A 13,859-nucleotide genomic window follows, 5' to 3' on the forward strand; every position below is an offset into this window, starting at 1 on the left:
ATGTTCCTCTCAACGGTGCCGCGAAAGCTTATCCGGGCTCGTTTCGAGAGTACTAGTTCGCCGGGCACGGCGTGGAGCTGCGCGCCGGTCAGGCGCTGTACCCGACCTCACGCTCCGGGCCGAGCGGGTCGATGAGGTCCGGCGCATCACCGGAGACCGGCGCCACCTGATAAAAGGCCAACCCGGCCGCCGCCTCCGAGGAGGCCTCGACCGCCGCGTCGACGAGGGCCTGATCGCCATCGGCGTGCGGGTCCAACCAGCGGTCCCAGCACTCTTCAGGCAGCACAACGGGCATCCGGTCGTGGATCTCGGCGAGGGCGCCCTGGGCGGCTGTCGTGAGGATGGTGGCCGTCAGCACCCATCGGGCCGGGTCGTCGGGACCGAGAGTGGGATTGCGCCACCACGAGTAGAGTCCGGCCAGTGCCAGCGGCAGGCCGTCTTCGGAGTGTACGAAGTACGGCGTTTTCGTGGTTCCCACGGTGTGCCATTCGTAGTAGCCGGTGACCGGCACGATGGCCCGGGTTTTGGCCAGGGCGGTGCGGAATGTCGGCTTCTCGGCGACGGTCTCGGCCCGTGCGTTGAAGGTGGCGAACGCGGCGGTCAGCTCCGGAGAGAAGGTCGGCACCAGCGACCAGCGCGCCGGTTCCAGCCGGCGAACGACCGGATCTGATTTCATCGATTCGAGCACAATGGCGATCTGCTCGGTCGGTTTCACGTTCCAGGACGCCGCCGGCAGCTCTCCGGCCTCGTGCTCGATGTCGAACATGGCGGCGAGGTCAGGCGCCGAATCGGTAATGATGAATCGCCCACACATAGGCTCAGGTTACCGTGCCTCCGAGGAGGACCCGGTTATCCACACGGGTTGACGAAATCGAATCTGTGTTCGAAAATTAGAGGGTGTCCATTCCGCTGACCTCCGTAGCGCACGCAGCCGGCTCTCCCGCCGGCTCCGCGGCCGAGCGGGTCAGCGAGCTCCAGGCGCGCATCCACGGAATGCAGCGCGACCGCTGGGATGCCGGTGGGCGGCCCGTCTCCGGGGTCCTCGCCGGGCTCCTTCCCGACGGGATCCTGCGCACGGGTGTGGTCTACACCGTCAACAACTCGACGTCGCTGATCATGGCCGTGCTCGCCGCGGCGACAGTGGACGGCGGATGGGGCGCCGTGGTGGGTCTACCCGATTTCGGCGCGGAGGCGGCGATCGGGTTCGGAATCGACCTCGAGCGAATCGTGCTTGTTCCCTCCCCCGCCGATCAGTGGTTGGCCGTGACGGCGGCGCTGGTGGATGTGCTGCCCATCGTTGTCGTGCATCCCGAGCGTGCGGTCGGCGACGCGGAGGCGGCCAGGCTCGCCGCGCGGCTGCGGCAGAGCGGCTGCACCCTGATCGTCGCCGGGACCTGGCCCCAGGGTGAGGCCGCACTTCGGGTCACCGACACCCGCTGGGACGGCCTGGGCGCCGGACACGGCTACCTGGCAGGTCGAGATGTGACCGTCCACGTCTCCGGGCGGAACGGCTCCGGACGACGGCGCTCCACGCTTGTGCACCTTCCGGAGGTCGCCACCCCGGGCGAAGCCGAACCTGCCCCGCGTCTGGACAGCGGCCGAGGCGGCCGAGCGCGGGCCGGCAGCCGGCAGCGGGCTGAGTCATGAACCGCGAACGCACCATCGTCTTGTGGTGCCCGGACTGGCCGGTGCTCGCCGCTCGGTCGGCCACCGGCCTGCCCGCGGATGCCCCGCTGGCTCTCATCGACCACGGGCTGGTGTTCGCCTGTTCGCCCGAGGCGCGCCGTCTGGGCGTCCGGCGCGGACTGACCGTGCGGGAGGCCCAGTTCCGGTGCACAGACCTCGTCGTGCTGCCCTATGACCCCGCGCTGGACCGGCGGGCCTTCGACCCGATTCTCGATGGCCTCGAGGACATCACGCTCGGTGTGGCCGTGCTCCGGCCCGGCACCTGCGCGATCCGCGCCCGTGGCCCGGTGCGGTACTACGGCAGTGAGGCCGCCGCGGCGCGAGCCATGCTCGGCTACCTGCACGGCGCCGGACTTCCCGAGGCCAGGGTCGGAATCGCCGACGGCCCCTTTGCCGCCGAGCAGGCGGCGCGGGCGGTCGGTCCCGCTGGTGTCGGGCCTGAACCTCGGGTTCACGTCGTCCCGCCCGGCGAATCCGCCGCGTTCCTGGCACCCCTGCCCGTGTCGGCAGTGGCTGAGGCGGGGCTCGGCACCCTGCTGGCCCGGCTCGGGGTGCACACCCTCGGCCAGCTCGCCGCCCTGCCCGCCCTGGACGTGCATCGTCGTTTCGGTGCTGCTGCGGCGCAGGCGCACGCCAGGGCGGCCGGGCGCGAGCACGAGGAGGTCGTGCCCCGCACCCCCACCCCGGTGTTCGACCGCGGCCAGGAATTCGAACCGGCGCTGGATCGCATCGACCAACTCGCCTTCGCGCTGCGCAGCACCGCGGACGCCTTCGTGCAGGGTCTGCGGGAGCAGACCCTGGTCTGCACGGCCGTCTCGATCCTGGTCAGCACCGAAGACGGTCTGTTGACCGAACGGACCTGGCGGCATCCCCGGTGGTTCTCGGCCTCCGAGCTGATCGACAGGGTGCGCTGGCAGTTACAGGGCGAGGGGCGGGCCGACTCCGGCCTGGCCGCCGGCGTCGTCCGGGTGGTCTTCTCCCCCGATCGGGTCGACGCCGTCGCGAACCACGAGGACGGCCTGTGGGGAACGGGGCCCGACGAGCGGATCCACCATGCCCTCACCCGGGTGCAGGGCCTGGTCGGCCACGCGGGCGTCGTCACGGCGGCCATCGGCGGTGGGCGGATGCTTGCCGACCGACAACTTTCCGTGCCCTGGGGCGATGACGGCGCCGCTTCGTCGGGCCGTGGTCTGAGCAGCAGTCCAGGCGGGAGTCCGGCCGGTGCCGCCAGGCCCTGGTCGGGGAGCCTAGACGGGCTGCTCCCCGCCACGGTGTACCGGGAACGCCATCCGGTCGCTCTCGTCGCCGACGACGGCCGGTCCCTGCGCGTCGATGACCGCGGCGCGTTCGATGGTGAGCCGGCGCGGTTCTCGGCACCTCGGTTCCTCGAGGGCGCCGGCGGGGCCCAGCCGAGTCGGGTGCTGGCCTGGGCCGGCCCGTGGCCCGTGCGAGAACGCTGGTGGGACTCGGCGGCCGCGCGCACCGTGCACCGGGCGCAGATCGTCGACGAGCGCGACGGCGCGTGGCTGCTGGCACTGGACGACGACGGCTGGCGCGCCGAGGCCCGGTATGACTAGGCCCGGTATGACGAGGCCCGGTATGACGAGGCCCGGCATGACCGGGCCGGGGCCGACCAGCAGAGCAGAGAGGACGGGCCACCCCGATGGGATTCAATAACCCGCCCATTCCCTGGTCGGAACTGGAGCGCCGGCTCTCCGACCGGCGCCCCGGCGGCCCGCCCCCCGAGGCCGACGGCGGCGACAGCCCGGCCTGGTCCAGACACCGCCAGCCCTACGCGGCCCCGACCCCGCAGCGTCCGCCGGCCGAGACTGTCGTCGGCTACGCGGAGCTGCACGCCCACTCCAACTTCAGCTTCCTCGACGGCGGCAGTTCTCCGGAGGACCTCCTCGAGGAAGCCGGTGCGTTGGGCCTGCACGGCCTGGCCCTCACGGACCACGACGGGTTGTACGGGGCGGTCCGGCTGGCCGAAACCGCGGAGAGCTACCCGGACGTCCGCACCGTCTTCGGGGCAGAACTGTCCCTCGGGCTGACCCGTCGGCAAAACGGGGTGCCAGACCCAGAGGGAAGCCACCTCGTGGTCCTGGCCAGGGGCCAGGACGGCTATCACCGGCTGGCGGCGGCGCTCACCCACGGTCAGCTCGCCGGCGGCGAGAAGGGGCGACCCGTCTACGACCTCGAGGAGCTCGCCGAGGCATCCGGCGGGCACTGGAGCATCCTGACCGGGTCTCGGTCCGGCGCGGTGCGCCAAGCCATGCAGCAGGATGGTGACCTGGCGGCGGCCCGGGAGCTCGACCGCCTGATCGCCCTGTTCGGCCGTGACAGTGTGAACGTCGAACTGGTCGACCACGGCCGACCGCAGGACTCTGTGACCAACGACAGGCTGGCCGCACTGGCCGAACGGGCAGGCCTACCCGTGCTCGCCACCAACAACGTGCACTACGCCCAGCCGGCCGACTTCCGGCTGTTCTCCGCGCTGGCCGCCGTGCGCGCCCAACGCAGCCTGGACGACATGGACGGCTGGCTGCCCGCGGCGCCCACCCAGCACCTGCGGAGCGGCGCCGAGATGGCCGCCCGATTCAGCCGTTATCCGGGGGCTGTCGCCCGAACGGTGCCCCTCGCTGACGAGCTCGCCTTCTCGTTGCGCCGGGCCAGGCCCCGGCTCCCCCGTCAGCACGTTCCGGACGGGCACACGCCCATGAGCTGGCTGCGTCAGTTGGTCTGGGGCGGTGCGGAACGTGCGTACCCCGGCTACAACGCGAATGTGCGTGAGCGCCTCGAGAAGGAGCTCGCCGTAATCGAGGCAAAGGACTTCCCGGGCTATTTCCTGATCGTGCACGACATCGTGCAGTTCGCCCGGCGTTCGGGCATCCTCTGCCAGGGCCGGGGGTCCGCAGCTAATTCGGCGGTCTGCTTCGTGATCGGCATCACCGCTGTGGACTCGATCTTCTATCGCCTGCCCTTCGAGAGGTTCCTCTCCAGCCTGCGGGAAGAAGAACCCGACATCGACGTGGACTTCGACTCGGACCGGCGGGAGGAGGTGATCCAGTATGTCTACGAACGCTACGGTCGCCTCAACGCCGCCCAGGTGGCCAACGTGATCACCTATCGGCCGAAGTTCGCGGTTCGGGACATGGCCAAGGCCCTCGGCTACAGCACCGGACAGCAGGATGCCTGGTCCAAACAGGTGGAACGCTGGGGTTCAGCGGTGTCGAGCCCCGATCACGACATCCCCGACCAGGTCGCCGACCTCGCGTCTCAGGTACTCGGATTCCCTCGCCACCTCGGCATCCACTCCGGCGGCATGGTGCTCACTGACCGACCCGTCGGCGAGGTCTGCCCCATCGAACACGCCCGCAAGGAGAACCGGACGGTTCTGCAGTGGGACAAAGACGACTGCGCCTGGATGGGCCTGGTCAAGTTCGACCTGCTCGGCCTCGGCATGCTCGCCGCCCTGCAGTACACCTTCGACCTGGTCAAGGACGCTCTCGGCGAGGATTGGAGCCTGGGGAGCATCCCTCGGGAGGAAGCCGGGGTGTACGACATGCTCTGCCGCGCCGATTCCATCGGTGTCTTCCAGGTGGAGAGCCGCGCCCAGATGGGGACCCTGCCGCGCCTGCAACCGCGCCGCTTCTACGACCTTGTGGTCGAGATCGCGCTCATCCGTCCCGGCCCGATCCAGGGCGGTGCCGTGCACCCGTACATCCGACGCAAGCTCGGCCAGGAACCGGTCAGCTACCTGCACCCCAAGCTCGAGCCGGTGCTCGAACGCACCCTGGGCATCCCCCTGTTCCAGGAGCAACTCATGCAGATGGCCATGGCCGTGGGCGGCTGCAGCGGCGAGGACGCCGATCTGCTCCGCCGGGCGATGGGCTCCAAGCGCGGGGTCGAGAAGATCTCCTCCCTGCGCGCCACCCTGTACGAGGGCATGGCCGGCAACGGCATCACCGGCGACCTGGCCGACGAGATCTACGAAAAGATCGAGGCCTTCGCCAACTTCGGCTTCGCCGAGAGCCACTCGATCAGCTTCGCCCTGCTCGTTTACGCCAGCGCCTGGCTGAAGCTGCACTACCCCGGCGCCTTCCTCGCCGCGTTGTTGCGCGCCCAGCCGATGGGCTTCTACTCGCCGCAATCCCTGGTCGCGGACGCCCGCAGGCACGGTGTGCAGGTTTTGCGCCCCGATGTCCAGCTCTCCGGCACCGCCGCGTTGCTCGAGGCGCTGGCCGACGGGTCGGGCGAGCCTGCGGGCCGCCCGGGCTGTCTGGATCACGAGCAACCCGCGGTGCCTGACTACGACAGGACCCTGCCCGTGGATGATCGGGGCCACCGCAGGGACGGCGCCCTCGCCGTGCGGCTCGGTCTCGCCGATGTGCGCTCCATCGGCCAGGCGGTGGCCGAGCGGATCGTCGCCGACCGGGACAGATTCGGGCCGTTCCGGTCCATGAACGACCTGGCCCGGCGGGCTCGGCTGAACACCGAACAGCTCGAATCCCTGGCCACCGCCGGAGCCTTCGACGGGCTGGGCCTCGAACGCCGACAGGCCCTGTGGTCGGCCGGGGAGGCGGCCCAGGAGACCGACGCCCACCTGCGCGGCTCCTTCGAGACCGTGCAACCACCCCTCCTGGCCCTGATGACGCCTGTCGAGCAGGTGGCCTACGACCTCTGGGCCACCGGGGTTTCCACCGACGACCATCCGATCCGACACGCCAGGCCGGTCCTCGCCGCCAGGGGCGCGCTGGCCGCGAACCAGCTGGCCACCAGCGAGAACGGTCGCCGGATCGAGGTCGGTGGTGTGGTCACCCACCGCCAGCGACCGGCCACGGCGAACGGTGTCACCTTCATCAACCTGGAGGACGAGACCGGCAACGTCAACGTCGTGGTGAGCGTCGGGGTCTGGACCCACTTCCGCCGGATCGCCCGGGAATCCCCCGCCCTGATGATCCGCGGCATCCTCGAACGTTCGCCGGAAGGCGTCGTCAACCTCATCGCCGATCGATTCGAACCCCTCACCGTGGCGGCCCACACGTCGTCGCGGGACTTCCGCTAGCGTCGATCCAGTGAATGAAGACCGATACTCCAATGACGTGCTCGCCGCCGGATGGCGGGAGGCCGGCCGCCGTGTCGTCCCCCAGCAGGAAGCCGTGCGGGACCTGGTTGTCGAGGAGGTCGCCACCGGGTTCTGCGGTGCGGTGATCAGGGTCGAGAAGAAGGTCGTCACCCTGGAGGACCGGCACGGGAAGCTCCGGCTGTTCCCGCTCGGCGGTGGATTCCTGGTCGACGGCGAGCCCGTCGTCCTGGTGCCGCCCCGGGCAGCCGCCCCGGCCAGCCGGGGACGCACGGCGTCCGGGTCTCTGGCGGTGGCGGATGCGCCGGCGCGGGTGGCCAGGGCCAGCCGCATCTTCGTGGAAGGCCGCCACGACGCCGAGCTCGTCGAAAAGGTCTGGGGCGCCGACCTCCGCATCGAGGGTGTCGTCGTGGAGTACATCGAGGGTGTGGACAACCTCGCCGAACTGCTGGCGGAGTTCAAGCCGGGTCCGACACGCCGCGTCGGTGTTCTCGTCGACCACCTGGTACCCGGATCCAAGGAGAGCCGCATCGCCGAGGCCGTCGCCCGCGGTCCGCACGGCCGGCACGTCCTGGTGGTCGGGCATCCCTACGTGGATGTCTGGCAGTCGGTGAAGCCGGCCCGACTGAATCTGCCGGTCTGGCCTCAGATTCCGCGCAACATCGAGTGGAAGCACGGCATCTGCGCTGCCCTCGGCTGGCCGCACGACGACCAGGCCGACATCGCCAGGGCCTGGCAGCGGATCCTGGGCCAGGTGCGCACCTACGCCGATCTTGAGCCGGCATTGCTGGGCAGGGTCGAACAGCTGATTGATTTCGTCACCGTCGATTAGCGCCGTCACCGGCACACTTTGAGCATTTCTGTCAGAATTCGTAACACTTTGATCGTTTTTTCGCACAGATCTTCACGCAGACCGAGCGATGTGGGCTAGTGTTGTCGAAGTAGTTGTAGTGCTTGCACGTCTAAAAAACGTATCGACCCCGGTCGGTGCGGGCTTATTCCTTTCGGAAGCGGACGACGAATACCGCGACGAACGGCCTCGAAAGTCGGGGCCTTTCTAACACTCCTGGAGGAGTTTCATAATGGCAACAGGTACCGTGAAATGGTTCAACGCTGAAAAGGGCTTCGGATTCATCGCTCCCGACGACGGAAGCGCCGATGTCTTCGCGCACTACTCCGCGATCGCTTCGAACGGCTACAAGTCGCTCGACGAGAACCAGAAGGTCGAGTTCGAGGTAACCCAGGGCCCCAAGGGTCCCCAGGCCGAGAACATCCGCGCCCTCTAAATAGAGCTGCGGCAGCTCTCTAAAGCTGCTAACAACGCCCCCGCTTCGGCGGGGGCGTTGTTTTTTTAAGCCGCACACCCAACACAACTGTTCCCCATCCGGACACGTGCGCCCGGTGTGCCGGGTGCAGTTGTCCGCACGGGGAACAGTTGGTGCGGTTGGGCGGCGAAGCGGGCCGTCGTGCTACTTGACCAGGTCCTGCCAGCCGTCACCGTCGACGTACTCGAAGATCAGGTTGGTCTCGGTGTGCGCCACCGCCGGATGCTCCGCCAGGTGCTCGAGGACGAAGTCGCGCAGGTCGGAAGCATCCGCCGCGGCCACGTGCAACAGGTAGTCGTCGGCGCCGGCGGTGTGGAACAAACCGATCACGCCCGGCCAGTGTGGCGCTGCGCTGCGGAAGTCATCGATCTGCTCCCGAGCGTGCTTCGCCAGCCGCACCGAAATCAGGGCCTGCAGCGAAGCCCCCAGGGCGGCGAGGTCGATATTGGCCCGGTAGCCGCGGATGTGGCCGAGCTGCTGGAGCCGGCGCAGCCGGAGGGACACCGTGGACTCGGCAACGCCGATCTCGGCGGCCAACGCGGCGCCGGACGCGCGAGCGTTGACCGAGAGCGCGCGGAGCAGCGCCCGGTCGACGCGGTCCAGGTCGGCTTTCTTGGAATCCATACACGCTCTCTTTCGTTTGAGCGCAAGTTTATCGACCGATCTTCGACGGCGACACCCGCCCCTGCATCAACTGCGTCACAGTGGGGTTTCCGGCGGATGACGCCGGTGAAGCTGCGACCGGGTCAGCTGCGGCCGAGGCGGCGGCGGAGCAGGTCGATGCGCTTCTGGATCTGGGTGACGCTGGCCTGAGCGACCGCGGGCCCCCCGCACAGGCGGCGCAGCTCGGCGTGCACCATCGCGTGCGGCTCCCCCGCCAGCTTCGACCACATGCCCACGAGGCTGCCCAGCAGCGCCCGCTGCTCCTTGAGCGTGCGATACAGGGGCATCGGCTCCTCCGGTGCCCCCTCGACCGCGGCGGCCGCTGTGCGCCGCTCAGAGCCGCGCTTGGCCTGGCGTTGCTGCCGCTGGCGCAGCAGTTCGGAGACCTGCTCGGGCTCGAGCAGCCCGGGGATGCCGATGAAGTCGAACTCCTCGTCCGTTCCGGGTTCGGCGAGTTCACCGAACTCGTCACCGTTGAACATCACCATGTCGAAGGTGGCCTGGGAGTCCAGCGCCTGCCAGGTGAATTCCTCTTGGCCGAGGTCGTCCGAGGCCTTGTCGGACTTATTGGCGGCCGCCACCATGGCGTCCTCGGGGTTGTACATACCGTCGTCGCCGTCGTCACGGTTGCTGCGATCCAGCGCGTGGTCGCGTTCGAGTTCCATCGCATTGGCGAGGCTCAGCAGTCCGGGAACGTTGGGCAGGAAGATCGAGGCGGTCTCACCGCGACGTCGGGCGCGCACGAACCGGCCGATGGCCTGCGCGAAGAACAGCGGCGTTGAGGCGCTGGTCGCATAGACACCGACGGCCAGGCGGGGAACGTCGACGCCCTCAGACACCATCCGCACCGCAACCATCCAGCGCCGGGTGTTGTGCGAGAACTCGTCGATCCGGTCGCTGGATTCCTTCTCGTCGGAGAGCACCACGGTGGCCGGTTCGCCGGAAATCTCCTCGAGGATCGCTGCGTAGGCCCGTGCCGTGGTCTGGTCCGTGGCGATGACCAGGCCGCCGGCATCCGGGATGCCGTGCCGCACCTCGGTGAGGCGAGCGTCAGCGGCCCGCAGGACCGCGGGAATCCACTGACCGCTGGGTTCCAGCGCGGTCCGCCAGGCCTGTGAGGTGATGTCCTTGGTATTGCCCTCGCCGAGCTTGGCTTCCATCTCGTCGCCGGTGCGGGTGCGCCACTTCATGTGCCCGGCGTAGACCATGAACATCACCGGGCGCACGACGCCGTCTTCCAGCGCCCTGCCGTAGCCGTAGTTGTAGTCGCTCTGGGACAGCCGGATGCCCTGCTTGTCAGGCAGGTAGGTCACGAACGGGATGGGTGAGGTGTCCGAGCGGAACGGGGTGCCGGTGAGCGAGAGCCGCCGGGTGGCCGGGTCGAAGGCCTCGCGGATGGCGTCGCCCCAACTCAGCGCGTCACCGCCGTGGTGCACCTCGTCGAGGATCACCAGGGTGCGGCTGGCCTGGGTGAGTTCACGGTGCAGCGCCGCGCGGGTGGCCACCTGTGCGTAGGTCACGGCGATGCCGTGGAAATGGCTGCCGTAACGGCCGTGGGCGTTCTTGAAACCGGGGTCCAGGCGGATACCGGCGCGGGCGGCCGCGTCCGCCCACTGGCGTTTGAGGTGCTCGGTCGGCGCGACCACGGTGATGCGGTCGATCACCCGGCGGGCCCGAAGCTCGGCGGCCAGGCGCAGCGCGAAGGTGGTCTTGCCGGCGCCCGGGGTGGCCGCGGCGAGGAAGTCGCGGGGCTGGTGCTGGAAGTACGCCTCGAGGGCCTCGGCCTGCCAGGCGCGGAGCTTGCTCGCGGTGCCCCAGGCGGCCCGTTCGGGGAAAGCCGGGGAGAGGTGCTCCGCGGCGCTGGTGCCGGCAGGCCCTCGAGCCGGCCCGAACACGGGCGGGGTATCGACGGTGTCGGCGAGAACGCTGTCACGGTCAGGCAGGGCGAACAATCCGGGTTCAGTGGTCTCCCGGTGCGAGGGTTCCCGGAAAGCGGATCCGAAGTCAGGTGGAGTAGTCACTTCATAAGAGATTACCAACTCGCGCCGACATCTGCCCGACGGTGCAGACTGACAGCATGTCGAAACAGCAGCATCCGTGGTCTCGCTACGTCGCTCTCGGCGACTCCTTCACCGAGGGTGTCGGTGACCCGGAACCGGCCAGCCCGGGCGGAAACCGCGGCTGGGCGGATCGTGTCGCCGAGATGCTCAGTCTGGGCTCAGACGAATTCGCGTATGGCAATCTTGCGGTCCGCGGCAAGCTGATGAACCAGGTCCTGGCCGAACAGGTGGGTCCCGCGTTGTCCCTGCACCCTGATCTGGTCACGATCTCTGCCGGCGGCAACGACGTGCTGCGGCCGGGCAGCGACCCGGATGCCATCGCGGCGCGGCTCGACGACGCGGTCAGCGTGCTCGGGTCCGAGGGCGCCACGGTGGTGGTCTTCACCGGAACCGATGTGCGCTTCTCCCCCGTGCTGCGGGGTCTGCGAGGCAAGGTGGCCATCTACAACGAGAACATCCGCGCCATCGCCACCGCCCGAGACGCCATCGTGGCGGACATGTGGTCCCTGACCGAGATCCAGGACGCCCGGATGTGGGCCCCCGACCGTCTGCACCTCAACCCGCTCGGCCATCACACGGTGGCCAGGATGGTGCTGGACGCGCTCAACGTGGTCAATCCGCTCGAGCCGCAGCTGCCGGAGCCGATGCCCGGTATCACCTGGCGCCAGGCGCGCACCGAAGACCTCGCCTGGGCGAGGGAGTTTCTGGTGCCCTGGGTGCTGCGCCGGGTGCGTCACCAGTCCTCGGGAGACAACATCCTGCCCAAACGTCCGGACGCGGACCCGGTGACCAGACTCGACCAGGCGGCGGAAACCGAACCCGTACCCGAACGCGGAATCGGTTAGATCTCGCCGGGGTTCGTCCAACGCCAGAACGGCCCCGGATCGGTGATGGTCTGATCGAGGACGAGCGGAACCGAGACGGTGTTCGTCCCGACGGTCACGTCGACGCTGCCGACGGAATCGCCCTTCTCACCCAGGGTCACCGGTGCGACATCGACGGTGCTCTCGATCGGGGTGTCCGACCACACCACGGCGGACTCGGACGTCTCGGCCACAGCCTGCGCCGACTGGCCCCAGGGGGTCGTGTAGGTACCGAAGGGGGTGCCGGCCTCGACCAGCGTCACCGTGCGAAATCCGGGGCTCACGCTCTCGATGAGGCTCAGGATGCTCTCGTTGAGTTCGCTGTGAGTGTCCCCGCCGAGCACGACGCCCACGAGGGTGACCGAGGTGTCGCCGACCGGCACGTCGACCGCGAAGAGCAGGCAGGCTCCGGCCTCGTCCGTGGTGCCGGTCTTGATGCCGTCGACGCCGTCGACGCCGAGCAGCTTGTTCGTATTGGTCACGGTGCCCACGGTCGGGATCACGGCGCTGGGCATGGCCACGATGCTCGCCAGAGCGGGATCGGCCATCACGAGCTTGCCGATGGCCACCAGATCGGCCGGACTGCTCACGCTCTGGGCGGAGATCCCGCTGGTGTCTGCGACGACGGTGCCGGTCAGGCCGTTCGCGGCCAGATAGTCCGCCGCGGCGACCAAGTACGCGTCAACGGAACCGAACGCCCACACGGCCAGGGAGACGCTGTAGTTGTTCGCGGATGGGATCAGCATCGTTTCGAAGGCTTCGCGCTGGCTGAGCACCTGACCGGCTGAGACGGGCGCCACCGAGCCGTTCTCCGCGATGGCGTCGTAGTAGATGTCGACGTCATCGTCGGTGAAGGTGATGTCGGGACCAGGCTCGTCGCCGGTCAGCGGCTTGGCCTGGAGGATCACCAGTGCGGTGACCATCTTGGTGATGCTGGCGACGGGCATCGAGGCCTGGTCACCGGTGGAGCCCAGAACCCCGTCAAAGCCGACGGCGCCGATGGCGCCGGCCCCCTGGCCGGGCCAGGTGGGCTCGACGGCCGCCTGGCTGAGCGCGGGCGGCTCGGTGAGGGTCGCGGCCGTACTGGAGACGGGGGCGAGGCCCGTGCTGGTGAGGTAGGCGCCGAATGCGAGGATGACGGCGAGCACGCCGAAGAAGGCGAAACGCCGACGGCGGTAGACCTGGCGACGGGAGTTAGACATTCGATGATTCTAACCACGGCTGCCGTGCCGGGTTGGCAGGGTCGCCGCGCGCCAGTGAAACGTCTAGGCGCGGAGCGCCCACAGGGCCACGGCGCTGGCCGAGGCCACGTTCAGCGAATCCACTCCGTGCAGCATCGGGATCGTGACCACGGTGTCTGCCGCGGCCAGCGCGGTGTGGCTCAGCCCGTCGCCCTCGGTACCGAGAATCAGAGCCACCCGATCCGGCGGGTCGTTCGCGAAGACGTCCAGGGAGACGGCATCGTCGGCCAGGGCCAGCGCGGCCAGGTGGAAGCCGTGCTCGTGCAGAACCGTCGCGGCCTCGTCCCATTCGGGCAGGCGGGTCCAGGGCACCTGCAGCACGGTCCCCATGCTCACCCTGACGCTGCGCCGGTACAACGGGTCGGCACAACGTGGGGTGATCAGCACGGCGTCGGCGCCGAGCCCCGCGACCGACCTGAAGATCGCGCCGACATTGGTGTGGTCGACGATGTCCTCGAGTATCACGATGCGCCGGGCACCGCGGATGATGTCGGCCACCGACGCCAGGTCGGGGCGGTGCATGGCCGCCAGGGCGCCACGGTGCAGGTTGTAGCCGGTGAGCTGCTCCAGGAGTGCCGCCGAGCCCACATAGATGGGGACATCCGGCCAGTCCGCCAGCAGACGCTGGGCATCCGGCAGCCACTGCTCCTGCACGAGAACCGAACGCGGCCGATGCCCGGCGGCGAGGGCCCGGCCGATGACCTTGGCCGATTCGGCGATGTACAGGCCGTTCGCCGGTTCGGACACGCGGCGCAGGGCCACGTCGGTCAGGCGCGAGTAGTCGGCGAGGCCGGGCGCATCGAGGTCGGTAATCGGGACGATCTGCACGAAAGTCGCCGCCTTTCTGGGTGGTGTCTGATGCCGGCTGCCGGCGTCGGAACCTCGAACCGTAACACAGCCGAAAACTGACCAGTTTAGACTCAGAGGACATCGGCGCC

11 protein-coding genes are annotated in these 13,859 nt (G+C 69.0%); 6 read left to right on the plus strand and 5 right to left on the minus strand.

Annotated features, from left to right (window positions below; translation table 11 throughout):
- Positions 1-88: 88 nt before the first annotated feature.
- Positions 89-814 carry an SOS response-associated peptidase gene (locus B7495_RS08620; RefSeq protein WP_088456214.1) on the minus strand — a complete coding sequence of 242 codons (726 nt, stop codon included), beginning with the start codon at positions 812-814 and terminating at the stop codon, positions 89-91.
- A gap of 83 nt (positions 815-897) precedes the next feature.
- Between B7495_RS08620 and B7495_RS08625 the strand changes: the two genes are divergently transcribed.
- From B7495_RS08625 to B7495_RS08645, 5 genes are all read left to right on the plus strand, one after another.
- Positions 898-1,647, plus strand: coding sequence for a hypothetical protein (locus tag B7495_RS08625; protein ID WP_174776230.1), 750 nt, complete (start codon positions 898-900; stop codon positions 1,645-1,647).
- Positions 1,644-3,263: a DNA polymerase Y family protein gene (locus B7495_RS08630; protein ID WP_088456215.1), complete on the plus strand. Its 1,620-nt coding sequence runs from the start codon at positions 1,644-1,646 to the stop codon at positions 3,261-3,263. Before B7495_RS08625 ends, B7495_RS08630 begins: the two co-directional genes overlap by 4 nt.
- An 86-nt stretch (positions 3,264-3,349) precedes the next feature.
- A complete protein-coding gene (locus tag B7495_RS08635; protein ID WP_088456216.1) occupies positions 3,350-6,751 on the plus strand; it encodes an error-prone DNA polymerase in 3,402 nt (1,133 codons plus the stop codon).
- A 10-nt stretch (positions 6,752-6,761) separates the two neighbouring features.
- Positions 6,762-7,601, plus strand: coding sequence for a DUF3097 domain-containing protein (locus B7495_RS08640; protein ID WP_194087780.1), 840 nt, complete (start codon positions 6,762-6,764; stop codon positions 7,599-7,601).
- Between the two features lie 250 nt (positions 7,602-7,851).
- The gene (locus B7495_RS08645) at positions 7,852-8,055 is read left to right on the plus strand and encodes a cold-shock protein (protein WP_035840308.1); all 204 of its coding nucleotides are present in this window, start codon (positions 7,852-7,854) and stop codon (positions 8,053-8,055) included.
- A 183-nt stretch (positions 8,056-8,238) separates the two neighbouring features.
- Here the strand turns inward: B7495_RS08645 and B7495_RS08650 are convergent, their stop codons facing one another.
- Together B7495_RS08650 and B7495_RS08655 are read right to left on the minus strand one after the other, a co-directional pair.
- Positions 8,239-8,718, minus strand: a complete 480-nt coding sequence (locus tag B7495_RS08650) for an Lrp/AsnC family transcriptional regulator (protein WP_066595420.1) — start codon at positions 8,716-8,718, stop codon at positions 8,239-8,241.
- Positions 8,719-8,840: 122 nt separating this feature from the next.
- Entirely contained in the window at positions 8,841-10,652 is a 1,812-nt protein-coding gene (locus tag B7495_RS08655) for a DEAD/DEAH box helicase (RefSeq protein WP_088457996.1), read from the minus strand.
- Between the two features lie 182 nt (positions 10,653-10,834).
- On the opposite strand from B7495_RS08655, the gene B7495_RS08660 reads away from it, so the two are divergent.
- Positions 10,835-11,662 (plus strand): SGNH/GDSL hydrolase family protein, encoded by an 828-nt coding sequence (locus B7495_RS08660; protein ID WP_088456217.1) that lies wholly within the window; start codon positions 10,835-10,837, stop codon positions 11,660-11,662.
- On the opposite strand, the gene B7495_RS08665 is transcribed toward B7495_RS08660, so the two are convergent.
- Positions 11,659-12,882 (minus strand): D-alanyl-D-alanine carboxypeptidase family protein, encoded by a 1,224-nt coding sequence (locus B7495_RS08665; RefSeq protein ID WP_088456218.1) that lies wholly within the window; start codon positions 12,880-12,882, stop codon positions 11,659-11,661. The two genes, B7495_RS08660 and B7495_RS08665, sit on opposite strands and share 4 nt — an antisense overlap.
- Before the next feature lie 63 nt (positions 12,883-12,945).
- The gene (locus B7495_RS08670; RefSeq protein WP_088456219.1) at positions 12,946-13,749 is read right to left on the minus strand and encodes an RNA methyltransferase; all 804 of its coding nucleotides are present in this window, start codon (positions 13,747-13,749) and stop codon (positions 12,946-12,948) included.
- Between the last annotated feature and the right edge of the window lie 110 nt (positions 13,750-13,859).

Source organism: Cryobacterium sp. LW097, from assembly GCF_002205495.2.
Classification (GTDB): Bacteria; Actinomycetota; Actinomycetes; order Actinomycetales; family Microbacteriaceae; genus Cryobacterium; species Cryobacterium zongtaii.

Coding starts and splice junctions, on each gene's coding strand:
- B7495_RS08635 (WP_088456216.1), top strand. CDS start 3,350: ATGGGATTCAATAACCCGCCCATTCCCTGGTCGGAACTGGAGCGCCGG.
- B7495_RS08630 (WP_088456215.1), top strand. CDS start 1,644: ATGAACCGCGAACGCACCATCGTCTTGTGGTGCCCGGACTGGCCGGTG.
- B7495_RS08650 (WP_066595420.1), bottom strand. CDS start 8,718: ATGGATTCCAAGAAAGCCGACCTGGACCGCGTCGACCGGGCGCTGCTC.
- B7495_RS08660 (WP_088456217.1), top strand. CDS start 10,835: ATGTCGAAACAGCAGCATCCGTGGTCTCGCTACGTCGCTCTCGGCGAC.
- B7495_RS08645 (WP_035840308.1), top strand. CDS start 7,852: ATGGCAACAGGTACCGTGAAATGGTTCAACGCTGAAAAGGGCTTCGGA.
- B7495_RS08620 (WP_088456214.1), bottom strand. CDS start 814: ATGTGTGGGCGATTCATCATTACCGATTCGGCGCCTGACCTCGCCGCC.
- B7495_RS08665 (WP_088456218.1), bottom strand. CDS start 12,882: ATGTCTAACTCCCGTCGCCAGGTCTACCGCCGTCGGCGTTTCGCCTTC.